The sequence below is a fragment of the Campylobacter concisus genome (assembly GCF_002092845.1).
Lineage (GTDB): Bacteria > Campylobacterota > Campylobacteria > Campylobacterales > Campylobacteraceae > Campylobacter_A > Campylobacter_A concisus_AQ.
The window spans coordinates 19933-43559 of the sequence record NZ_LVXF01000004.1 but is presented as its reverse complement, the minus strand read 5'-3'; the positions used below and the strand labels follow the sequence as shown (position 1 = coordinate 43559).

General features: G+C 39.0%; 23 protein-coding genes. 22 read left to right on the top strand and 1 reads right to left on the bottom strand.

Translation table 11 applies throughout. The features are described 5' to 3' along the window. Window positions 1–9: 9 nt before the first annotated feature. The 13 genes from cybH to hypA all read left to right on the top strand — a co-directional run bounded on the left by cybH (window position 10) and on the right by hypA (window position 11363). Entirely contained in the window at window positions 10–690 is a 681-nt protein-coding gene (gene cybH / locus A3854_RS02205; RefSeq protein ID WP_021091370.1) for a Ni/Fe-hydrogenase, b-type cytochrome subunit, read from the top strand. Further along, window positions 690–1232, top strand: a complete 543-nt coding sequence (locus A3854_RS02200; RefSeq protein ID WP_084041136.1) for a HyaD/HybD family hydrogenase maturation endopeptidase — start codon at window positions 690–692, stop codon at window positions 1230–1232. The genes cybH and A3854_RS02200 overlap by 1 nt, the downstream gene beginning before the upstream one ends. Further along, entirely contained in the window at window positions 1229–2701 is a 1473-nt protein-coding gene (locus A3854_RS02195) for a hypothetical protein (RefSeq protein ID WP_084041135.1), read from the top strand. The genes A3854_RS02200 and A3854_RS02195 overlap by 4 nt, the downstream gene beginning before the upstream one ends. Further along, a complete protein-coding gene (gene hypF, locus A3854_RS02190; protein WP_084041134.1) occupies window positions 2685–4910 on the top strand; it encodes a carbamoyltransferase HypF in 2226 nt (741 codons plus the stop codon). The genes A3854_RS02195 and hypF overlap by 17 nt, the downstream gene beginning before the upstream one ends. A gap of 45 nt (window positions 4911–4955) precedes the next feature. Continuing rightward, the gene (gene nikR, locus A3854_RS02185) at window positions 4956–5369 is read left to right on the top strand and encodes a nickel-responsive transcriptional regulator NikR (RefSeq protein WP_084041133.1); all 414 of its coding nucleotides are present in this window, start codon (window positions 4956–4958) and stop codon (window positions 5367–5369) included. A gap of 16 nt (window positions 5370–5385) precedes the next feature. Further along, window positions 5386–5754: a Na+/H+ antiporter NhaA gene (locus A3854_RS02180; RefSeq protein WP_084041132.1), complete on the top strand. Its 369-nt coding sequence runs from the start codon at window positions 5386–5388 to the stop codon at window positions 5752–5754. Window positions 5755–5849: 95 nt separating this feature from the next. Continuing rightward, window positions 5850–7109, top strand: coding sequence for a DUF2157 domain-containing protein (locus A3854_RS02175; protein ID WP_084041131.1), 1260 nt, complete (start codon window positions 5850–5852; stop codon window positions 7107–7109). After that, on the top strand, window positions 7106–7711 hold the full coding sequence (locus A3854_RS02170; RefSeq protein WP_084041130.1) for a GDYXXLXY domain-containing protein: 606 nt from the start codon (window positions 7106–7108) through the stop codon (window positions 7709–7711). Before A3854_RS02175 ends, A3854_RS02170 begins: the two co-directional genes overlap by 4 nt. 170 nt (window positions 7712–7881) lie before the next feature. Further along, entirely contained in the window at window positions 7882–8694 is an 813-nt protein-coding gene (gene hypB, locus A3854_RS02165) for a hydrogenase nickel incorporation protein HypB (protein WP_084041129.1), read from the top strand. After that, on the top strand, window positions 8694–8933 hold the full coding sequence (locus tag A3854_RS02160) for a HypC/HybG/HupF family hydrogenase formation chaperone (RefSeq protein ID WP_054196671.1): 240 nt from the start codon (window positions 8694–8696) through the stop codon (window positions 8931–8933). The genes hypB and A3854_RS02160 overlap by 1 nt, the downstream gene beginning before the upstream one ends. Further along, window positions 8933–10021: a hydrogenase formation protein HypD gene (gene hypD, locus A3854_RS02155; protein ID WP_084041128.1), complete on the top strand. Its 1089-nt coding sequence runs from the start codon at window positions 8933–8935 to the stop codon at window positions 10019–10021. The genes A3854_RS02160 and hypD overlap by 1 nt, the downstream gene beginning before the upstream one ends. 8 nt (window positions 10022–10029) lie before the next feature. Continuing rightward, on the top strand, window positions 10030–11022 hold the full coding sequence (gene hypE, locus A3854_RS02150) for a hydrogenase expression/formation protein HypE (RefSeq protein ID WP_084041127.1): 993 nt from the start codon (window positions 10030–10032) through the stop codon (window positions 11020–11022). Continuing rightward, window positions 11022–11363, top strand: a complete 342-nt coding sequence (hypA, locus tag A3854_RS02145; protein WP_084041126.1) for a hydrogenase maturation nickel metallochaperone HypA — start codon at window positions 11022–11024, stop codon at window positions 11361–11363. The genes hypE and hypA overlap by 1 nt, the downstream gene beginning before the upstream one ends. Before the next feature lie 244 nt (window positions 11364–11607). On the opposite strand, the gene A3854_RS02140 is transcribed toward hypA, so the two are convergent. Continuing rightward, window positions 11608–14073: a YhdP family protein gene (locus A3854_RS02140; RefSeq protein ID WP_084041143.1), complete on the bottom strand. Its 2466-nt coding sequence runs from the start codon at window positions 14071–14073 to the stop codon at window positions 11608–11610. Between the two features lie 73 nt (window positions 14074–14146). Here A3854_RS02140 and mltG point away from each other — a divergent pair, with 73 nt between their 5' ends. The 9 genes from mltG to A3854_RS09745 all read left to right on the top strand — a co-directional run bounded on the left by mltG (window position 14147) and on the right by A3854_RS09745 (window position 23566). Further along, the gene (mltG, locus tag A3854_RS02135) at window positions 14147–15091 is read left to right on the top strand and encodes an endolytic transglycosylase MltG (protein ID WP_084041125.1); all 945 of its coding nucleotides are present in this window, start codon (window positions 14147–14149) and stop codon (window positions 15089–15091) included. A gap of 84 nt (window positions 15092–15175) precedes the next feature. Further along, window positions 15176–17350 (top strand): NADP-dependent isocitrate dehydrogenase, encoded by a 2175-nt coding sequence (locus A3854_RS02130; RefSeq protein ID WP_084041142.1) that lies wholly within the window; start codon window positions 15176–15178, stop codon window positions 17348–17350. A 4-nt stretch (window positions 17351–17354) separates the two neighbouring features. Further along, window positions 17355–18248 (top strand): lactate/malate family dehydrogenase, encoded by an 894-nt coding sequence (locus tag A3854_RS02125; RefSeq protein ID WP_084041124.1) that lies wholly within the window; start codon window positions 17355–17357, stop codon window positions 18246–18248. Window positions 18249–18256: 8 nt separating this feature from the next. Continuing rightward, window positions 18257–18568, top strand: coding sequence for a 4Fe-4S dicluster domain-containing protein (locus A3854_RS02120; protein WP_021091402.1), 312 nt, complete (start codon window positions 18257–18259; stop codon window positions 18566–18568). Beyond that, window positions 18565–19695: a 2-oxoglutarate synthase subunit alpha gene (locus A3854_RS02115; protein ID WP_084041123.1), complete on the top strand. Its 1131-nt coding sequence runs from the start codon at window positions 18565–18567 to the stop codon at window positions 19693–19695. Before A3854_RS02120 ends, A3854_RS02115 begins: the two co-directional genes overlap by 4 nt. Beyond that, window positions 19685–20530 carry a 2-oxoglutarate ferredoxin oxidoreductase subunit beta gene (locus tag A3854_RS02110; protein ID WP_084041122.1) on the top strand — a complete coding sequence of 282 codons (846 nt, stop codon included), beginning with the start codon at window positions 19685–19687 and terminating at the stop codon, window positions 20528–20530. The genes A3854_RS02115 and A3854_RS02110 overlap by 11 nt, the downstream gene beginning before the upstream one ends. Beyond that, the gene (locus tag A3854_RS02105) at window positions 20527–21078 is read left to right on the top strand and encodes a 2-oxoacid:acceptor oxidoreductase family protein (protein ID WP_084041121.1); all 552 of its coding nucleotides are present in this window, start codon (window positions 20527–20529) and stop codon (window positions 21076–21078) included. The genes A3854_RS02110 and A3854_RS02105 overlap by 4 nt, the downstream gene beginning before the upstream one ends. A 302-nt stretch (window positions 21079–21380) precedes the next feature. After that, a complete protein-coding gene (locus A3854_RS09750; RefSeq protein ID WP_257639860.1) occupies window positions 21381–22667 on the top strand; it encodes a TonB-dependent receptor plug domain-containing protein in 1287 nt (428 codons plus the stop codon). Further along, the gene (locus A3854_RS09745; RefSeq protein ID WP_257639859.1) at window positions 22664–23566 is read left to right on the top strand and encodes a TonB-dependent receptor; all 903 of its coding nucleotides are present in this window, start codon (window positions 22664–22666) and stop codon (window positions 23564–23566) included. Before A3854_RS09750 ends, A3854_RS09745 begins: the two co-directional genes overlap by 4 nt. Window positions 23567–23627: the final 61 nt, after the last annotated feature.

Genomic DNA, 23627 nt, shown 5'->3' with positions numbered 1-23627 from the left:
GGAGAGAATATGTCACATAAAAATGCTGACAGGATCAGCGAATACGAATTCTCCATCGGCGTTAGGCTGACACACTGGATTAGATTTGCAGCGATCACACTTTTAGTTGTGAGTGGCTACTATATCTCGTACGTTTTTGTGAGTCCAGAGATAACGAGCGAGCCTACAAATTTTATGCAAGCAAAGTGGCGTATGGCTCATCAGATCGCTGGCTTTGTGCTAATAGCGGCGTTTATCTTTAAATTTTATCTATTTGTCTTTGATAAACACAGCAAAAAAGAGTGGATGAGTGTGGTTGATTTTCTAAATCCAAAAATTTGGATCGCGCAGATCAAATACTATCTTTTTATGGGGCCACATCCGCATTTAAGGGGCGTTTATAATCCTTTGCAGTTTGCCTCATACTTTTTCTTTTATCTTATTTTGACTCTTATTTGCCTAAGTGGTCTTGTGCTTTATGTTCATGTTTATCATGAGGGACTTGGCGGAGCGCTTTATGAGCCAGCTAGGTTTTTTGAAGAGCTTATGGGCGGACTAGCAAATGTTAGGACGATACATAGAATTTGTATGTGGGTCATTATGATATTTGTGCCGATTCATGTTTATATGGCAGTATTTAACGCTGTTAAAGGCAAAAATGGAGCGATGGACGCTATCGTTAGTGGCTATAAATTTGTAAAAGAACACTGATGAGAGTGCTGGTTCTTGGTATCGGTAACGTGATGTTTGCCGATGAGGGCATAGGTGTTCATTTTGTAAATTTGATGACTAAAAACTATAAATTTACAAGTTCTAAAAACGAGCTTACTCTAATGGACGGGGGCACTTTAGCCCTCGCCCTAACTCACATAATAAGCGAATTTGACTATCTTATCGTCGTTGATTGCATTAGCGCAAATGGCGCAAGCGTGGGCGATGTTTATTTTTTTGATTTTCTAAATGTACCAAATTTCATCAGCTGGGACGGCTCGGCTCACGAGATAGAGATGCTCCAGACCCTTCATCTAATGGAGCTTGCAGGCGATAGGCCTACGACTAAAATCTTAGGCATCGTGCCTAGCCGCATAGAATCATCAAATTTTAGCCTCTCAGATGAGGTTATAAACGCTTCTACAATTTTAGAAAAAACGCTGCTTGATCATTTAAAAGAGCTTGATTTTAAGTGTGAAAAAGTAGCAAATTTCACCCTAAATGATATCGTTGATGAATACGCTAAAAAAGGTTTAAAATGATACTTGCTTTTAAATTTACTTGCCACAAGGACGCTTCGTTTCTAGTGCCATTTTTGCGCTTGCTTGCTGGCGATCTAGCTCATAGTCTAAAGTGCAAAGATGATGAAATTTGTCTAAAGGTAAGTGGTAATGCCAGTGAGCTTGAGAGCGTAGCAAATAGAGCAAGCGCGCTCTTGCCATTTAGTCTTTTTATAAAGCACAGTGAAGTCTTGGCTGCAAGTGAGCTTGACGAAGATAGCAAGATAAATGAGATAAAATTTGGCGGCCTAACTCCGACTCAAGCGAGTGCCTTTTTGGCTAGCGAAAAGGCTATCTTAAATGAAAGTGGCGTGCTATGTGAGAGTAAATTTGAGGGTGAGATAACGCTTGGTAATTTTAATGAAAAGCTTAAAATCTGCCTAAATTTATTAAAAAACGGCAAGGGCGTTTGCGTAGAGCAAGATAAAAATTTATATGAAATTTCTCTTGGCGTAAATTTTGACGCAAATTTCTTGATGCCTGTAAATTTAAAGCAGCTACCAAAAATTTTTATTGCCGATGATAGAGCTTTGACATTTTTAGCTAGCTTTGAAAAGCCACTTTTGGCACTAAAGACAACAGCCATTTATAGGCAAAATCACGAGGACGCGTCGCTATTTTTTGACGTAATGGCACCAAATGATCTTTTTCTTTACGCCGTTTGCGAACAGCTAAATAAAGAAAATTTTAGCTTTTTAAGCATTAAGGTAAAGGAGCAAAAAAATGCTCTTTCAAGACTATCTTTGCTTGAAAGTAGCGCAGTTTTAAGCCCATTTTTCTATGCAAAAAACGAGGAATTTGAGCTTAGTAATTTTGGTGATATAGCTTTGGGGCTAAAATTTAGCAAATTTAGCGATGACGAAATTTGCCTGCTTTCAAAATCAAGCAAAACGCAGCTTCTATTTTTGCCAAAATTTAGTAGCTTTGAAGAAATTTACGAGCTCATAAGAGCCGATGAGGGCGGCGAAAGGCTACTTGAAAACTTCAGTAAAGAGCATACTTTGCCAAGTGGTAAATTTAGCTCAAACGCTAGCTTTTTCTCGTTATTTTGCATAGCTGGGTGCATACTTGGCTTAAGTGATGAGTTTAAAAAAGCAGGGGAGAATTTGCTTCTTATGGCAAGCGATTTTAGCGGTCAAAAGGGTGTTAGGATCGATTATAAGATGAAAGATGACTTTGGTTTAGACGGGGTTAAGTTTGTAAAAAGTATCATTTCGTTTGTCCTTGCTGGCGCTGGAGAGAAAAACATCAGCTTTGGTTGCACCGAGTCTTTGGCGCATTTTTTGAGCGATTTTAGCTATGAAAAACGAGATAAATTTCACATCAAAAATGTTACTTTAAGCGGGAATTTATTTTATAATAAGGTAGTTAGCAACTTGATAAAAAAGCACCTAAACCCAAATATAAAAACAAATTTTGACCCCGGATTTGGCGTTGAGATCAAGCTTTAGATATGAGATCAAGGGCTTAGTTCAAGGTGTGGGCTTTAGACCTTTTGTCTATACTTTGGCACACAAATTTAAGCTCGTTGGTGAAATTTACAACGACGATGAGGGCGTGAAGCTAAATTTTAGCGGTGATGAGGCTAGCTTTTTGGCTTTTGAAAAGGAGCTTTATGAGAAGCTGCCAGCCATTGCTAGGATCGATGAGCTAAAGAAATTTAAGATAGATAAAATTTATGAAAAGCTTGAGATCATCGCTTCAAAGAGAGCGACCAAACAAGCGCCTATTTTGCCTGATTACGCACTTTGTGACGACTGCTTGCGCGAGTTTTATGACTCCACAAATCCACGCTACAAATACCCATTTATAAACTGCACTAACTGCGGACCGAGATTTTCGATCATCAAAGCATTGCCTTATGATAGGGTAAATACGACGATGAACGAGTTTAAAATGTGTAAATTTTGCGAGAGCGAATACAAAGACCCGCTTAACCGCCGCTATCATGCAGAGCCGATATCTTGCCCAAACTGCGGACCAAAACTCTATCTAAAAGATAAATTTGGCAAAGTCTTGGCTAGTGGGAACGAATCGGCAAAAGAGGCGGCTAAACTCATAAACGAAGGCAAAATTTTAGCCATTAAAGGGCTTGGTGGCTTTCATCTAGTCTGCGACGCGACAAATGAAGCCGCAGTTTGCGAACTAAGAGCTAGAAAACACCGCCCAAGCAAGCCCTTTGCTCTGATGAGTAAAAATTTACAAAACGCTAGAAAAATAGCGCAAATTTCAGAAGCAGAGGCGAAGCTTCTTAGCTCAAATTTAAAGCCGATCGTCTTGCTTGAAGCAAAAAATGGCTCAAATATCGCAAAAAGCGTCGCACCAAATTTAAATAAGCTTGGCGTTATGCTCGCATTTAGTGGCATACATCTTTTGTTGTTTGACTATTTAGAACACGACATCATCGCAACTAGCGCAAATATCTCAGGCGAAGTTGTCATAAAAGACGAGAGTGAGCTAAGAGAAAAACTAGGTGATGTCATAGATTTTTATCTTGATCACGACCGAGAAATTTACTCGCCAAGTGACGATAGTATCGCATTTCGCGTTGGCGATGAAGTGATTTTTACAAGGACGAGCCGTGGGCTAAATCCAAATTTCATTCATACAAATTTCAAGCAAAAAGGGACATTTTTAGCCCTTGGAGCGGAGCTAAAAAGCTCATTTTGTATTTATAAAGACGGGCTTTTGATGATTAGCCCGTATATCGGTGATCTAAAAAACGTGGCGACTTTTGATAGGTTTAAGGACATTTTCACCCTTTTTGAAGCGACTTATAACCTAAAAATCGAGAAGGTCATAGCCGATTTGCATCCAAATTTTTTAAATACAAAATGGGCAAAGGATCAGGGCTTTGAGCTAGTTCATTTGCAGCACCACTACGCGCATTTGCTAAGCGTGATCTTTGAAAACAATCTAGCAGATAAAAAGTACCTTGGCTTTTGTTTTGACGGCACTGGATACGGGGAAGATGGCAAAATTTGGGGTGGCGAGGTCTTTAGACTAGATAAAAAGAGTTACGAGCGAGTTTATCATTTTGATGAATTTAGCCTATTTGGGGGCGAAAACAGCATCAAAAATATTTATCTAATCGCATATTCTATTATTTTAAAATACTCTCTTGAGGACGGAGCTGGTAAATTTTTAGTAAATTTTGATGAAAAAATGCTTGCAAATTTTAAAAAAATGGAGCAAAAAGAGTTAAACTTAGTAAAGACTAGCTCAGTTGGTAGGATATTTGACGCATTTGGGGCGATTATTTGTGGGCTTTTTCACTCGAGTTTTGAGGGCGAGAGTGGTATGAGACTTGAAGCACTTTATGATAAAAATTTAGATGTGTGTTACAAATTTAGTTTAAATGACGGAGTTATCGGCTTTAAAGATGCTTTTAAAAGTGCTTTAAAAGATGAGCCAAGAGTGGCTGCAACGGCATTTATAAATGGCTTGGCTGATATTATTTTTGAAATTTCAAAAAAAGAAAAAATGGAAATTTTACTAAGCGGTGGAGTTTTTCAAAATAAGACTTTACTCGAACTTATTTACAAAAAATTTACTAAAGTAAATTTGAAATTTTATGTCAATAAAAAATTCTGTAGCAACGATTCTAACGTAAATTTAGGGCAAATTTATTATTATTTATCCACATTTTCTAATAAGTGATGTATAATGATTATAAACGGTAATCAAACGAGAAAGGAGCAGAAAATGGATAGTGTTATACGTTTTAGTGTTTCTTTACCTAGTCAGTTACTAGACGAACTAGATAAAAAGGTTAGCGAACAAGGCTACGCTTCTAGGAGCGAATTTACGAGGGATTTAATACGCGAAAAGATCGTAAGTGATAGCTGGAAGGACGCTAGTGAGGAGTTGATCGGGGTTTTGACGCTCATTTATATGCATCATCACAACGATTTGGTGAATAAAAAGATGGATATAGAGCATAGCTCTGATGTGAAAATCATCTGTACAAACCATGTTCATGTCGATCACCATAACTGCTTAGAAACGATTTCAATAAGAGGCGAGGCTAGCAAAATTGAACGCTTTGCTGAAAGGATCGCCGGCTTAAAGGGTGTAAAATTTTCTAAACTCACAAGGGCAGCTATTCCTAGGTTTTAGTTTTTTAAGGGTCTTTATGGGTTTTAGGAATTTTTGGGATTTTTTTATAGGTGAAGCTAGCGGTGGTATCTTTCTTATCGCCGTTGCTTTAGCGACATTTATCTTTGAAAATATTTTTTTAAGCAGTTTTTATAACTCATTTTTACAAATCGATACAAGGCTAAATTTTGGCAGATCGCCGATACAAAAGCCCCTTATCCTTTTGGTAAATGATAGTTTGATGGCCGTTTTTTTCTTTTTACTTGGGTTTAGACTTAAGCGAGAAATTTTTAAAGCAAAGCTTAGGAGTCTGACCCAAGCTACCTTGCTAAAAATTTTTATCATCGGTGGCATTTTAGCTTCTGTATTTTTTTATATTTTAAATCACAATTATATTTTTTGTTGAAAGACTAAGGCAGTGTCAATGGATATAGATACGGCATTTAAGACACTGGTTAGAAATTTGGTGTTTTGTATATCTTATAAAAGAGAGTGTGAATAATGAACTTTTTAAATAGAATTTTTCTAACAAAAGAGCTGGATCGGTGGCAAAGTGACGGAATAGTCGATAAAGAGACCGCTATAAAAATAGCAAATTTATATGACATCGATCCTGACGCTCATAGTGACAAGATAAGTTTTGTCCTAAAGCTCGTAGCATATCTATTTTTTGCACTAGCCTTTTTTACGCTCGTTGGTGCAAACTGGGAAGAGATACCAAGACTAGGGCGTTTAGCACTTGTGTTATTTGTACTCGGACTTGTAAATTTTGGTGGAATTTACTATCTCGCAAAGGGAAAGGAAAATCTATCAACGGCGATGTTTTTTCTGGGAAATTTCTGCTTTGGTGCGGCGATTGCTCTTATTGCTCAAATTTATAACATTAGCGATGAGCCAAGCGGCGGTATCTTGCTTTGGAGTATCGGAGCGTTTGCGGTTTCTTTTACTAGTAAGAAAGGTGTATTGGTAGCCCAAAGTCTTATTTTTGCGACAGTTTGGTTTTTTATGATAGCTTATCAGGGTGATTTTGGCTTTGGCTTTATCATTTTTATAGCACTTGGCGCATATACGCTTTACAAAGACGATTCAAAATGGCTTGCTTTTGTGCTTTTTATAGATATTTTTATATATATCATTTCATTTTGCGGCTACATTAGCGGTTTTAGGGCGATATTTGATTATGGATTTTTGTTTGGACTTCCGATGGTTGCGATCGTATCGCTATCTTATGCACTTTTGCTTATTAGTATTTCGCCGCTACTAGATAAATTTAGAGTAGGGCTTGGCGCATTTACGAAAGAATTTGGTAAAAATTTTGGCGTTTTTGTGTTGTTATTTTGTCTATTTTTATTTGAAGAAAGAAATTTATTTGAAGTTGGAGATGAAGAGCTTTGGTTTGTGAAGTCGTTTTTTAAGAGCAATTTTGGCTTTGCTTTTATTCTATTTAGTGTTGCTTATTTTGCACTATTTTTTAAAGAAAAAAACAAGAGTGGTTTGCTACTTGGGGCACTGCTCGTGTCGTTGCCATTTGTCTTTAGCTACGGGCCTGGCTACGCAAATATATTTTTTTCGCTCGCAAATATCATAACAGCTGCGGTTCTTATCAAAAAGGGTGAGTTAAAACTTGGTCTTTGTATGATATTTTTGGTTGCAGCCGTGAGGTATTTCCAGCTAATAGGCGATTATATTGGTGCTACGGCGCTATTTATGGTGTTTGCTTTCATAGTGCTAGTTGTTGCTAGAAAAGGACGTAAAAAATGAAGATAAAAGTCTTAATAGTAGCTGTAGTTTTTCAAATTTTGCTTATTGGCATTATGCTTGGCTACGCGCTTATGCCACTTTATTTTGGGCAAGAGGTAAGAGTAAGGGTTAATCTTTATGATCCAAGAGATCTTTTTCGCGGAAACTATGTTGATTTAAACTATGAATTTTCAAATTTTCACTCAAGAAATTTTGACGAAAATGATGAAGATAACCGCTATATCGACCAATACGATGATAGAGTAAGAGATGGGGCTAGAGTTTATGCTGTTTTAAAGCCAGATATTAATGGCACTTATAGCTTTGCTAAATTTAGTATAAGCAAGCCAGAAAATGGAGTGTTTTTAGCTGGTAGATATGATGGCTACTCGCTCGTAAAATACGGCATAGAGCACTTTTATATGTCGCCTGATAGTGCAGCTAATACCGAAGATGAAATGAGAGAAGAGGATGTTCATGCGTATGCGATTTTGATGGTGATGGATAATGGCAAGGCTAGATTAAAGGATCTAATAATCCAAAAGAATGCCCAAAAAAATAGCAAAAAACTACTCGGTGATGAAAATTTTGATAAGTTGGATGAGATTAGGCAAAAAGAGTAAAGTAAATTTAGTCAAAATTCTTGTGCAAATTTCATTTATATTTTTAAATTTAAATAAAAATTTAAATAAATTAATTAATTTTGATCTATTTGCAAAAACTCCTAAATTTTAATTTTATTTTTAAATTTAAGAGTTAAAATCTCCATAAATTAATAAAAAAGGATGAAAAAATGTGTAAAGATTGCGGTTGTTCAATGGGTAATCACGCCCACGCCCACACTCACGCTGATGGCACCACTCACTCGCACCCACACACTCATGATGGGCATACGGACCACGCTCATGACGCACATGAACACAGTCACGAGACTCACGCACACCCTGTGCTAAACGAGAGTAAAACCATAGACGTGATAGAGAAAATTCTCTCTGAAAATGACAAAGAGGCCGCCCACAACAGAGCGCATCTTGATGAGAAAAAGATACTTTGTGTAAATTTGATGAGTAGCCCAGGCGCTGGTAAGACGACGCTTTTAGAGGCTACAATAAAGGCTGGTAAATTTAAAATAGGCGTTGTTGAGGGCGATTTAGAGACAAATCAAGATGCTGATCGCATAGTAAAAGCTGGCGCAAAGGCTCATCAGATAAGTACAGGTCAGACCTGTCACTTGGACGCATTTATGGTGCATGAAGGGCTTCATCACCTGCCACTAAATGAGCTTGATCTAGTCTTTATAGAAAATGTTGGAAATTTAGTCTGTCCTGCAAGCTACGACGTTGGCTCACACTTTAACGCTGTGCTTCTTTCAGTGCCAGAGGGCGATGATAAGGTCAGCAAATATCCAGTGATGTTTAGGGCTGCTGACGTACTTCTCATCACAAAAGCTTCGCTTGCGCCACACTTTGACTTTGACATCGAGCGAGTGAAAAACGACGCTAGAAAGCTAAATCCAAAGGTCGATATCTTTGTGGTAGATAGCAAAACAGGCGAGGGCATCGATAAATGGATAAGTTATTTGGAATTTAAAAAAGAGCTAAGATAATGTGTCTTTCAATCCCTTCAAAAGTAATAGAAATAGATGAAAACAACGTAGCTACCGTTGAGACTTTGGGCGTTACTAGAAAGGTAAGCCTAGATCTAATCTCTGAAGAGGTAAAAGTTGGCGAATACGTGCTAATCCACGTTGGATACGCCATGCAAAAGATCGATACGCAGTTTGCGCTTGAAAGCTTAGAGGTCTATCAAAAGATCGCTGATGATATGAATGCGGGGAAAATTTGATGGATCTTATCAATGACTTTCGCGATAAAAATTTAATCCTTGCCCTTTCAAAACTGATACAAAAAGAGAGCACAAAGCCCCTAAATATCATGGAAATTTGCGGTGGTCACACGCATAGCATTATGAAATTTGCACTGCCAAGCTTAGTTGGAGAGCATATAAATTTCGTCCATGGCCCAGGCTGTCCAGTCTGCGTGATGCCAAAGAGCCGCATAGATGAGGCCTGTAAGCTAGCTAGCATGGATAATGTGATCTTTTGTACGCTAGCTGACATGCTAAGAGTGCCTGGCTCAAAGACAAGCTTGCAAAAGCTTCGCGGAGAAGAGCACGACATAAGAGCACTTTACACGCCACTTGATGCGCTAAATATCGCTAAGCAAAATCCAGACAAAAAGGTCATATTTTTTGCGATCGGTTTTGAGACGACGACTCCGATGAGCGCAAATTTAGTTGAAAAAGTACTTCAGCAGGACATTAAAAATTTATACTTTCATATAAATCACGTAACTGTTCCAGCCCCAGTTAGAGCCATAATGAGCGATGAAAACGTGAGGATAGACGCATTTTTGGGTCCAAGTCACGTAAGCGTCATTACTGGAAGTAAAATTTATAAAGAGCTAGCAAGCGAATTTAAAAGACCCATCGCCATTAGCGGTTTTGAGCCGCTTGACATCATGGCAAGTGTGCTAAATTTAGTCCGTCAGCAAAACGCAGGCACTTATGAAGTCTATAACGAGTACGCAAGGGCGGTCAAAGAAGAGGGCAACCTCAAGGCAAAAGAGCTCATCGCTAAGTATTTTGAGCCGTGCGACTTTGTTTGGAGAGGTCTTGGCGAGATAGCGCAAAGTGGCATGAAACTAAAAGATGAGTTTGCCTATCTTGACGCTAGAGTGCAGTTTGACTGCAGCGTAGAGAGTGCTGGCGAGAGCAAGGCTTGCATTTGTGGGCAAATTTTAAGAGGGCTAGCAAAGCCGACTGATTGCAAGGTCTTTGGCAAGGTTTGCAACCCACAAAATCCGATAGGATCGTGCATGGTCTCAAGCGAGGGCGCTTGTGCGGCATATTTTAAATACGCAAGAGTTGGTTAAGGAATTTAATGAAAAAGATAATGCTAAGCCACGGCGGTGGCGGCGAGGAGATGAACTCGCTTATAAACGAGACGATATTTAAAATTTTTGATAACGAAATTTTAAGGCAGAGCAACGACTCAGCGATACTAAATTTAAACGGCAAGATCGCATTTAGCTCTGATAGCTTTGTGGTAACTCCCATTTTTTTTAATGGTGGCGACATCGGTAAGATCGCGGCTTGCGGCACGATAAACGACCTAGCAATGGTTGGAGCGAGCGCAAAATACCTAAGCTGCTCGCTAATCATCGAAGAGGGACTTAGCATAGAGGAGCTTGAGCACGTGCTTGGCTCGCTTGCAAAAACTTGTAAAGAGAGTGGAGTGAGCGTAGTTTGTGGCGATACAAAGGTCGTACCAAAGGGCAAATGCGATAAAATTTTTATAAACACAGCAGGCATCGGCGAGATAGTTTGCGAAGGCGTGGAGCTTAAAAATTTAAAAGCAGGGGCAAAAATTTTAATCTCTGGAGATGTTGGCAGACACGGCGGCGTGGTGCTTGCAGCAAGAGAAGAATTTGAGCTTGGGCTTGATCTGAAAAGTGACTGCAAGAGCCTAAAAGAGGTTGCCTTAAAGCTATTTAGCGCTGGTATAAAACCGCAGTGCATGCGTGATGCGACTAGAGGTGGACTAAGCGCAGTGCTAAATGAATGGGCCAAATTTGCTAAATTTGACATCTTAGTTTTTGAAGAAAATATCAAGGTCGCAGACGAAGTGATGGGCGTTTGTGAGCTATTTGGATTTGAGCCTTATGAGCTTGCAAATGAGGGCACTTTTGTGATAGCAGTTGATGAGAGCCAGGCCGAGGATGCACTTAAAATTTTAAGAGAATTTGATAAAAATGCGATGATAATAGGCGAAGTAATGGAAGCTAAAAACGAGCGTGTCATCATCGAAAACGCCTATAAATCAAGAAGATTTCTCGAGCCGCCAAAGGGCGAGCTACTACCAAGGATTTGCTAATGCACGAGCTTAGTATCGTTCAAAATTTAGTCAGCCTTTGCGAGAAAAATGCCGCCAAAGAAAATGCTAAAGAGATAAGCAAGATCGAGATAAAAGTTGGCCGTTTAAGCGGAGTGGAGCCTCATTATTTGCAGAGTGCATTTGATGTTTATAAGGCTGGCACGATCTGCGAAAACGCCGAGCTTGTGATAAATTTGCAAGCTGTGGTTATTGAGTGTTTGGATTGCGGATTTGGCGGAGAGCTTAATGAAAATGACTTCACCTGTCCAAAGTGTAAAAGTCAAAATTTAAAGGTGACTGACGGCGAGGATATGTATCTGATGCGCCTTGAGATGAAGTAAATTTTACATATTTTTATATGTAAAATTTTATGTTTTTATTTAAATATTTTAATAGCACTAGTATCAAAAAAATAGCTATCAAAACCTTGATCTTTAGCTTTTGATATCTTTTGACTAGTAAAATTTAAGCATTACGCACTTTACGAACCTAGGTTAGTATAGATAATCAAAAATGAGCACCACTCTCTTGGCTTTAGAAGCAGCCAATAATTTTTCTATAATTTTCGTGCTTTGTAGATTTAAACTACTCAAATATCAAAAACGGAGCCTGAATCACGTTCCTTATTATCTTTAGTGGCGAGAGCAGGGCGTCTTGCAGGATCTGCGTCGAGTACTCAGGCTTATTGGTAGTGCCACGTATGGCGATGACGGTTGAGAGCGAGCGGTCCTTGCCAAGGATTATTTGATTTACCAGTGGAATTTTATCAATGATACTGCTAGCGTCTTTTAGTAGCTTTAGCTCAAGATCGATGTTTATTTTTTTACTCTTTAGATCGATCGTGCCACGCCCGCCGATATCAGCACTTGTTCCTATCATCTCGATTGCCAAAAACTCGATCATATCGCCATTTCTGGTGAGTAAAATTTTACCATTTTTAACGGTAAAGCCCTTGTCATTAAAGTCAGGTGTTTTAAAGCTAAGAAGCGATGGAACCGAGTTTAAAAAGCTAAGTAGCCTTTGATAAAAGATATAATCCTTTAAAAAAGTATCAAAAAATCTCACCTCTGCCTTGAAATTCTTCGAGTTTTCTCCAAGCATTTTTAGGCGAAATTTACCGCCTTCAAAGCTCTTGATGCCAAAAAGGTCGTTGATAAATTCTCCGCTTATGTCGGTTGCGTCTAAATTTATACTCTTTTCATCGTTAAAATAGCCAACTCTTCCTTGCTGCGCCAGCCCATTTAGCGAGGTGCTTTTGCCCTTTTTCTCGGCGCTAAAGCTGGTAAATGGCAAGGTCTTGTTTAGATCCCTTAAAATGATATCGCCATTTTTTGCTAAAAGCTCAAGCGGCGTGCTTTGCTCGCTGGTTTTGTTATCGTCAAGCACTAGCAAATTTAGATCTTTAGTTTTTACGTTTATGGCTTTTTCTTTTATGTCTAGGCTTAGCTTTTTACTTGCACTATCTACCTTCACACCAGCTTTTGAGACTAAAATTTTAAGATCATCGTTTTCATATTTTGAGCCATTTTTATCTAAAAACGGCAAGTCAAAGTTTACCTCTTTAGCAAAAATTTCAAGATCAGTAAAATCCTTGCTTTTTATACTAAGTTCATCAAAACCACGCACACCGTTTTGCTTTAAAACAGGCGAGCTCTCTATGAAAAATTTACTATTTTTTGTTGATATTTTACTTTCACTGCCAAAGCTCATATCAAGCCCAAATGGCTCTATCTTAAGTAAAGTTTCACCAGCCTTGCTAAAGTCCAAAAATGCGCTAAATGGCTCATTTTTAAATGCTAAAATTTCATCATTTTTCTCTTTTAGATCAAAGCTTTCTATCACACCTTTTATCTCGCCAGTACTTTTTTGTAAATTTATATCAGCCTTGGCATTTGCCTTAAAAAACTCAAGCCCAAAGCCAGTAGCATCGATGCTTAAATTTGTCGTATTTATAAGCTTTACGAGAGCATTTTTGGTATTAAATTTACTTCCAGCAATCTCTAAAACCGCATCACTTAGCTTAAATTCCCCATTTGCAATGACGCTTTTTTCATCAAAATTTTCTAAGCTTTTCTCGTCTAGTTTTATTAAAATTTTTAAGCTAGCATCCATTTTTCCGCTAAGCTGCCTTACTGGCACGATGATTTTATAAGCTTTTAATATCTCATTTATAGCTTCATCATAGATCGATTTTGTCTTTATAAAAAGCTCTAAATTTGCGCTTTTTTCATCAAAGATATTATTTATCACAACGCTTGAGCCATCAAGCTTTTTGCCCTTGTAAATAGGCGAAATAAGATCAAATTTAAGCTTTGAGTTTTTAAGCGTGATATTTGCCTCACCTACATTTACGGCTGGCAAGCCTTTTTCAAATTTAACGAGCAAATTTTTAGTATTTGCGGTGGCATTTAGATCATTTAGATAAAAGTTATTTTTAGCTAGATCAGCCTTACCATTTATCTCTTTAAGCTCGTAATCATCAGCAACGATGTATCCATATATCCAGTTTTTAACTTCACTATTTAGCTCTATGCGTCTGTCAAGCTCGTCAATGAAGTTTTTGATACTTCCAGCCTCGACATCATAAGCTTTGTAAGTTAAAAATGTATCTTTTAGAGCAAAATTTAGCTTACCGTGCAGCTCATGAGAGGTAAAATTTCCTTCAAATTTATAGTCATTTTTATCAAAATCTGCACTCCCTTCGCCGCTAATGCTGACGTTAAAATCCTTAAAGCTTAAATTTCTAACGCTAAAAAGATCTATTCCGTCTTGCTGTTCGTTTTGGAATTTTATATCCACGTTTAAATAAGGGCTATCAACAAAAAATATATCATCTAAAAATAGAATTTTTAGTTTAAAATCATCTCCTATTTGCACATTTTCAAGTGAAATTTCTTGAAAAATCGTATCTATAAAATCTACACTTTTACTAAGATTTAAAAGGCGCTCATCGCTGCTTTTTTGTTTGCTCTCTTTCTTAAAATTTGGGAGCTTTATATGCTTTGCTCTTGCAATTATTTTTTTATCTAATTTTATATATAATTGCTCCAATTTTACGCCGTAAAACTCGAAATCGTTAATTTTTATGCCGTATTTTAAAAGTAAGATAAATGAAAGAATCAAGATGATAAAAAATTTTATGAAAAAGCCATATTTAGACATTTTTTTTGATATCGTAGCCATCATTTTCCTAAGTGTTTTTGTCTATTTGGCACGCCCTATAAACACAAGCAAGGTCGTTTTTATACCAAAGGGAAGTGTGGGCGAGATTATATCTTATTTAGCTAATCGCAACTTTAACTTAAGCGTGATAGACAAGTACGCTATACTTTTTATCGGCTCTCCACAATCTGGCTGGATAGAGATCGGTCAAGATAAAATTTCAAGGGTTGATTTTTTAAAAAAACTTGCAAAATCAAAAGCGGCTTTAACCGAGATAACGCTAATACCAGGCGAAACGACTATCGTTTTTTTAAACCATATCGCCGCCCAGCTAGGACTTGATCCAGTTAAGCTAAATAGCGAATATAACGCCCTTGCTCCAGTGAGTGATGGCTTTTTGATGCCAAATACATACAAAATCCCAATAGGTATCAGCGAAAGGCACCTTGCTTTTTATCTTGTAAATTCATCAAGAAAGGCTCAAAGCGAGATCAGCAATAAAATTTTTGGCGAATACAACGAGAAAAAATGGTTTAAAATTTTAACGATCGCTTCGATCATCCAAAAAGAAGCGGCAAATGATGCTGAGATGCCACTTGTCGCATCAGTCATTTATAACCGCCTAAATAAAGGCATGAGGCTGCAAATGGACGGCACATTAAACTACGGAATTTATTCGCATGATGTGATCACGGCTGAGCGCATAAGAAGCGATATGAGCGAGTTTAATACCTATCTAAACGACGGCATTCCACCAAGTCCAGTCTGCTCGGTCTCGATAAGTGCGATCAAAGCAGCGATAAACCCTGCAAAGAGCGATTATTTATACTTTGTGCTTGATAAAAAGGCGAAAAAGCATATTTTTTCAAAAACCTTAAGCGAGCACAACCAAAATATAGGAAAATAGAGCTAGAATTTGCAGCAAATGCCTAAAATACAACGAGATTTAATAAAGAAAGTGATAAATTTTAAAAAAACTAAAAGGGCTAAAATGAGTGACATTATCTGGACCAAAACTGACGAAGCACCGCTTTTTGCAAGCTACTCTCTTTTTCCTATCGTAAAGAGCTTTTTATCACGTGCTGACATTAGCATAACAAGGGCCGATATTAGCTTAGCTGGGAGAATTTTATCTCTTTTTAGCAAAGAGCTTGGACTAAATAAGGCCGATGAGCTAGAGCTTTTGGGCGAACTGACCGCTCACAAAGAGGCAAATATCATAAAACTGCCAAACATTTCAGCCACGCTTGTTCAGCTAAAAGCAGCGATAGAGGAGCTTAGAAGCAAGGGAATAAATGTGCCTTTTTATCCAGATGAGATCATCACAGACTACGACGAAGAGGTTACTAAAAAATACCAAAAAGTGCTTGGCAGCGCGGTAAATCCAGTGCTTAGGCAAGGAAACTCAGATAGAAGAGTCTTGCCTCCGGTTAAAGAATTTGCCAAAAAGCATCCTCACAGCAACGGCGACTGGGACAAGACAAATAAGACAAAAATTTGCTACATGCAAAAGGGCGATTTTTATGAGAATGAGCGCTCAATTATCGCTAATAAAGATGAGAAATTTTATGTAAATTTCATAAGTAAAGAGGGCAAAAAAGAGCTTTTAAAAGAGCTTGCCGTACAAAGTGGCGAGATCGTAGATGTTACATATTTAAGCGTAGATGAGCTAGATAAATTTTATGAAAACTGCTTTGATGAGGCAAAAAAAGAGAATTTGACCTTGAGTCTGCACCTAAAATGCACGATGATGAAAGTTAGCGATCCAGTCATCTTTGCTCACGCGATAAAGAGCTATTTTAAAGAGGTTTTTGAGCTGTTTGGCAATGAGTTTAAAACTCACGGCGTGGAGGCAAAAAATGGCCTAAAAGATATGTTTTCTAAAATTTCGCAGCTTAAAAACAAAGATGAAATTTTGGCTAAATTTGATGAAATTTTGAGCAAAAAGGCAAAAATTTGGGCGTTAAATGAAAATGCTAGCAATTTTGACGTACCAAATGACGTCATAATAGACGCCTCCGTGCCAGCACTCATTAGAAGCTCTGGCAAGGTAAAAGATAGAAGCGGCGAGCTAAATTTCTCGCTTTGCATGATCCCAGATAGAACATACGCTAGGGTTTATGAGGCTTGTGTGGCGGACTTTAAGGAGCATGGCGCGCTTGATGTGAGCAAGATCGGTAGCGTAGCAAACGTGGGGTTAATGGCTAAAAAGGCCGAGGAATATGGCAGTCACGATAAGACTTTCATCGCAAAAGAGGACGGAGAATTTGTAGTTTTTGACGAAGCGGGCAAGAGCGTCTTTAAATTTAGTGTTAAAAGTGGCGACATTTTTAGGATGACGCAGGCTAAAGACGACGCAATAAATGCGTGGTTCGAGCTTGCTTTAAAAAGAGGCGAAATCTCAAAAGATGAGCTTATTTTTTGGCTAGATAGTAGCCGTGCTCATGATAGAAATTTGATAGCTAAATTTGAAAAAAATAAAGAAAAATTTGCTAGCGCTAGCGTAAAATTTGAAATTTTAAACTACGAGCAAGCAACTACAAAAACGCTTAGCTTGATAAGAGCTGGCAAAAACGTTATAAGCGTAACTGGTAACGTTTTAAGAGACTATTTAACCGATCTTTTCCCGATCTTTGAGCTAGGTGGCAGCTCAAAAATGCTCTCAGTTGTGCCACTACTTGCTGGTGGAGCGATGTTTGAGACTGGTGCTGGCGGGACAGCTCCGACGCTTGTAAAAGAACTAAAAGAGAGAAATCACCTGCTTTGGGATAGCTTAGGCGAGTTTTTAGCGCTCAGTGCTTCGCTCGAGCATTTGGCATTTGCTAAGCAAAAAAAAGAGGCAAAAGAGCTAAGTGATGCGCTAAATAGAGCGGTTGCTAGCTATTTGGACGAAAACAAAACGCCAAATGCCACTCTTGATACCAGAGAATCGCACTTTTATCTGGTACTATTTTGGGCAAGAGAAATGTCAAAAAGTGGCGGGATTTTAAGCAAAATTTTTGAAAATTTAGTAGACGAGCTAGAGAAAAATGAGAATGAGATTTTAAAAGAGTTAAGACAAAATGATGGTGCAAGCGTGGAATTTGGCGGATGTTATTTGCCAGATGAAGTGAGGGCAAATGAGGTCATGAGACCAAGTAAAATTTTAAATCAAATAATAGGATGAGAAAATGAAAATAAGTATAGTTGGAGCTGGAAACGTCGGTGCGAGCATAGCTTATGCGCTTTGTATGAGGGAAGTTTGCGATGAGATCGCGCTTGTGGATATATTTGGTGACGTGGCACGCGCAAAGGCTATCGATCTAGCGCAGTCAAGCTGCGTTTTTAACGCAAAAACTATCGTTTGTGGTGGCGATGATTTTATGCTAATAGAGGGCAGTGATATCGTAGTGGTAACTGCTGGAAGCCCAAGAAAAGAGGGTCAAACAAGAGAGGACTTGCTTCTTAAAAATGCCGTTGTTGTAAAACAAACAGCTCAAAATATCGCAAAATTTGCACCAAATGCGGTGATAATCGTCGTGACAAATCCGCTTGATGTGATGGTCTGGACGGCTCATAAATTTAGTGGTTTTAGCAAAAATAAAGTGATCGGCATGGCTGGTGAGCTTGATGGTGCAAGATGCAGATATGAGCTAGCGCTTCTAAAAGATAAAGATGCAAAAGAGCTAAAGACAAAGATAATTGGCGCTCACAACGACGAGATGATCGTATCTGCTAGTAACATTAGCGAAAGCTTAAACGAAAATGAGCTAGCAATTCTTAAAAAAGAGACAAGCACAGGTGGCGCAAAGATTGTTAAGCTCCTTGGTACTTCAGCTTACTACGCACCAGCGGCTGCAGTTGTGAAAATGTGTGAAGCGATCATGGGCAAGAGTGATGAAATTTTAAGTGCTAGCGTGCTTCTTGATGATGAGCTAAGTTGCGGAAGGCTAGTAAGGCTTGGACGTGATGGCTTAAAAGAAATTTTAGAGCTAAATATAAATGAAAGTGAGCAAGAGCAGCTAAGTAAAAGCGAAGCTGATATTAGAAAAAACATTAAATTTTTAAAAGAAAATTTGGATTAGGAATATAGATGATAATAAAAGAAAACGTACCTGTTTGGGTCGATGAGAGCAGGTGTAAAGCCTGTGATGTCTGCGTGAGCTACTGCCCAGCAGGCGTACTAGCGATGAGACTTGAGCCAAAAGCGGTGCTTGGTAAGATGATAGAGGTCGTCTATGCTGACTCATGTATAGGCTGTCGCGACTGCGAGCTTCACTGTCCTGATTTTGCTATTTATGTGGCTGAAAAAGGCTTTAAATTTGCAAAGCTAACGCCAGAAAGTAAAGAGCGAGCTGCGGCCGTAAAGGCAAATAAATTTGCAAAGCTTGGAGAGAGCGCATGAGAGAGCTAGTATCAACTGGAAATGCCCTAGTAGCAAGGGCTGCGGTCGAGTGCGGCTGTAACTTCTTTGGCGGATATCCGATCACTCCAAGTAGTGAGATCGCCCACGAGCTAAGCGTGCTTTTGCCAAAACATGGCGGTACATTTATACAAATGGAAGATGAGATAGCTGGGATTTCAGTTTCTATTGGCGCAAGTGCGAGTGGCGCTAAGGCGATGACTGCTAGCTCAGGTCCAGGAATTTCACTAAAGGCTGAGCAAATAGGCCTTGGCTTTATCGCTGAGATACCGCTTGTCATCGTAAACGTAATGCGTGGCGGCCCATCAACTGGTCTGCCTACCCGCGTCGCACAAGGTGATATCTTGCAGGCTAAAAACCCAACTCACGGCGATGTAAATATGATAGTTTTGGCCCCTAGTAGCCTAGAGGAGTGCTATACGCAGACCGTGCGTGCGTTTAACCTCGCAGCTAGGTTTATGACGCCGGTTATGCTGCTACTTGATGAGACGATAGGACACATGCAAGCAAGGGTGCGTTTGCCTGAGATTGGCGAGCTAGAAATTTATAAAAGAAAAGAATTTATTGGTGAGCCAAAAGAGTATAAACCTTACGAGGCCGCAGCAGATGAGCCAGCCACGCTAAATCCTTTCTTTAAGGGCTATCACTACCATATCACTGGGCTTCATCACGGAGTAACTGGCTTTCCAACAGAAGATGGTAAGATCGTTGAATACTCTATGAATAGGCTATTTGATAAGATAAATTTACACACTAATGAGTGCGAGAAATTTGAAGAGTTTATGCTAAATGACGCTGAAATTTGCATCATCGCCTTTGGTAGTGTGGCGCTTTCAGCTAAGCAAGCGATATTAAATTTACGCGAAAAAGGGCTAAAAGTAGGGCTATTTAAGCCACTCACACTTTTTCCAGCTCCAGCTAAAAAGCTAAAAGAGATATCAAATAAATTTAAGAAAATTTTAGTCTGCGAGCTAAATTTAGGTCAGTATAGTGGCGAAATTTCAAAGATCATATTAAGAGATGACTTTGCAAAACTGCTAAAAGCAAACGGCAGACCAATAAGCCCAAGCGAGATCGAGGCGAAGATAGGAGAAATTTATGGCTTTTAATTACGATAAATATTTACGAACAGATAAAATGCCTACTCTTTGGTGCTGGGGCTGTGGCGATGGCGTCATACTAAAGGCACTCATCCGCGCTATCGACACCATGGGCTGGGATATGAACGACGTTTGCGTAGTCTCAGGCATAGGCTGCTCTGGCCGCTTTAGTGGATACCTCGACTGCAACACCATCCACACAACTCACGGCAGAGCCGTAGCTTACGCAACTGGCGTAAAGATGGCAAACCCAGACAAGCACGTCATCGTAGTAACTGGCGATGGCGACGGACTAGCGATCGGAGGCAATCACACGATACACGGATGTCGCCGAAATATCGGGCTAAATCACATCCTAATAAACAACTTCATCTATGCGCTAACCAACTCTCAAACCAGCCCAACCACACCAAAGGGCATGTGGACGGTCACAGCGCAGTATGGCAACATCGATCCTAGCTTTGATGCCTGTAAGCTTGCAACCGCCGCAGGTGCTAGCTTTGTCGCGCGTGGTAGCGTTATCGAGCCAGAGAAGCTTACAAAGCTCTTTGTGGAGGGCTTTAGCCACGATGGATACAGCTTTTTTGATGTATTTTCAAACTGCCATATAAATTTAGGCCGCAAGAACAAAATGGGCGAGGCAGTGAAAAATTTAGAGTGGATAAAGGGTCGCACGACGAGCAAGGTCAAATTTGACATGCTAAGTGACGAAGAAAAAAAGGGCATTTTCCCACTTGGCGTGCTTCATAAAGATGAAGAAAAGATCGAATACACCAAAGCTTACGACATGGTAAGAAAGGCTGCTATGAATGGTGAAGCGATAAATTTTGAGGAGCTAGTATGAAGTCACAATTAAGATTTGTCGGCGTTGGCGGACAGGGCGTCATACTAGCAGGCGAGATCCTCTCAGCTGCTAGGATAAAAGCAGGCGGATACGGCGTCAAGGCCTCTACCTACACATCTCAGGTGCGTGGCGGCCCAACAAAGGTTGATATTATACTTGATGAGAAAGAGATTTTATACCCTTATGCAAACGAGGGCGAGATAGAATTTATGCTAGCAACCGCTCAGATAAGCTACGATGCCTTTAAAAGTGGTGTAAAAGAGGGCGGTGCGATCGTTGTCGAGCCAAATTTGGTAAAAGTGAGCGATGAGGATAAAAAGCGCTGGAAAATTTATGAAATTCCTATCATCTCTATCGCAAAAGACGAGGTTGGTAACGTCATCACTCAAAGCGTTGTAGCCCTTGGTGTGGCTGTGGCGATAAGTGGGTGCATGGATGAAAATTTAGTGCGTGAAGAGATGCTAGCAAGCGTGCCAGCTAAGGTCAAAGAGGCAAATGCTAAAGCTTACGAGCTAGGTCTAAAATACGCAAAAGAGCTTTTAAAATAAATTTTGGCTAATTTTTAGCCAAAATTTCTACTAAAAATAAAAAAATTAGCCTTCGTTATATTTTTATCAATTATTACTTTTCTTAAAATTTTAAGCATCACTTATCGATATAAAAGATTATATTTATAGTATTTATTTATCTTGCCAAAGCTATGAAATTTTTTAAAAATCGTTCTTATGATGCCTTATTTTAGCTTTATTAAATAAAATGTATTTTTAAATATTTAATAAATTAATAAATTATATTTAAGATTTGTTTTAGTAACATTTCAGACGTAAAATTTTTGTAAAAGGAGTAAAAATTGAGTTACAAAATCTCAGTTGCAACATGTGCTACACTTTTGATGTGCAGTGGTTTTTTAAGTCAAGTTTTTGCTGTGCAAACGACAAAGCTTGAGGGCATTGAAGTAAATTCAGTCGGTGATAACATCAGCGAGAGTGGTATCGATGAGGGAATTTTAAACAAAAGAGTAGCCGCTGGTCCTTTGGCTGATAAAAAAGTTATAGATATGCCTTATCAAGTAAATACGATCTCAAAAGAGGTTCTTGATAACCAAGGTGTTCAAGGTTTTGAAGATGCAGTTAGGTACTTCCCTTTAGCACAAATTCAATATCGTGGCGGTGGCGATGTTGGTCGTCCGCAAACTCGTGGCTTTCAAGGCTCAGTCGTAGGTAACGTCCTTTGGGACGGCTTTTATGCTTCATCAATCACAGCTATACCTATGGCTATGTTTGAGAGTTTGCAAATCCAAAATGGACTTGCTGGCTCACTTTATGGCGGTGCTACGCCTTCTGGATATTTCCTCTACTCTCGCAAGCGCCCAGTCCCACTTCAAAATATAATCTGGACTGATTACAGCTCAAGGTCAAATTTAGGCGTCGGACTTGATACTTCAAATAAATTTGAAAAAGTTGGATATAGAGGCGTCTTTTACTACTTAGGCGGTGAAAAAAATGCTAAAGATAGTAAATTTTCTCGTCGTCTAGCCTCACTTGGACTTGATTTTTACCTTACAGAGAATTTAACACTTGAGACAAACTTTAGCCACTATGAGCATAAAAACTCAGGTATGCCAGGTGGATTTAGCATGCCGCTAACAAACGGAGTTGCAGACTTTGATGTGCCAAGCCCTGTAAAAGATACTAAAAGAGGACTTGAGCAGTCTTTTGGTGGCAATCACCTTAAAACAACAACAGCTAGTGTGAAACTAAAATACGCCCCAACAGAGAACTGGTATTTTGAAGGTGGCTATCAGTGGCAAAAGGCTATCAGAGATATGTATGGCACCGATGGAAAATTCTTAAATCAAAATGGAGATTATGAAGTTACTAAAAGTGGTGGCAGTGGCGCATCTGGTAGATTTGATGTAGACAGCTGGTTTTTAAAAGGTTTGACAAATTTTGAAACAGGTCCTCTAGCGCATAATTTTGCCGTAGCTACAAATGGATATCGTTGGACTATTTATAGTGCTAGAAATAGTGGCGGTGGAGCAAATCTTGGCACGTCAAATTTGTATAACCCAAGAATCTTTAACGATCCACATGTAAAAAAGGAAGCGGTAGATATAAAAGTAGTAGTAGTGATATGAAAAATATTTCTGTTGTTGATGATATTAAATTTAATGACTACTTCAGCACTATCTTATCAGTTTCAAGAAGCTGGTTTATAAGCTATAAGCTAGATCCATCTAAAGAGAAAAACTATGATAAAAGTGGCTTTAACTACGGTGTAAGCCTTGTCTATAAGCCAGTTGAAAACGTAAGCCTTTATGCTACTTATGCAGATAGTATCTCAAATGAACAATCAACTTATACTTTTAGAAGAGGACCTAGAGCAGGCGAGACTTTAACAGTAGAGCCTATTAGAAGTAAACAATATGAGATCGGTGCAAAAGCAAGACTAGGTGAGCTTGATCTATCAGCTGCGATCTTTGAGATCAAACGTCCAGTAGCATACCTATTTGGAAATGGAGCAAGTGCAGAGTATAAAATTCAAGGCACACAAAGAAACCGCGGCTTTGAGCTAACTACTGGTGGAAAGCTTGTTGATACTTTAAGTATGTATGGTGGTGGTTTTACACTTCTTGATGCTAAGATAAAAAATGCTAAAGATGGCGTATCTGAAGGCAAAACGGTTATTGGTGAGCCAAAATTTCAAGCAAATGTCTTGTTTGACTACGCAGTTCCTAGCACAAACAAACTTGCATTTACAACAAATTTCCACTACACAGGCAAACGCTACATCGACAATGCCAACGCTCATAGCGTAAATGGCTACTTCACAACAGATGTTGGAGCTAGATACACTACAAAAGCTTGGTTAGGCAAAGAGACAACTATAAGATTTGACATAAATAACCTCTTTGACAAAAAATACTGGGCAGGAATGTTTCCATCTGATGTGGATGGTGCAGTTGCTGGACGCGGAACTTCACTTTTCTTAGGACAAAGCAGAACCTTCATGCTTTCAGCTCAGGTTAAATTCTAAAAACCAAAGCCAAATTTATTTTGGCTTTAGGCTCTTTAAATTTGTCCTTTTCGTAGGGCAG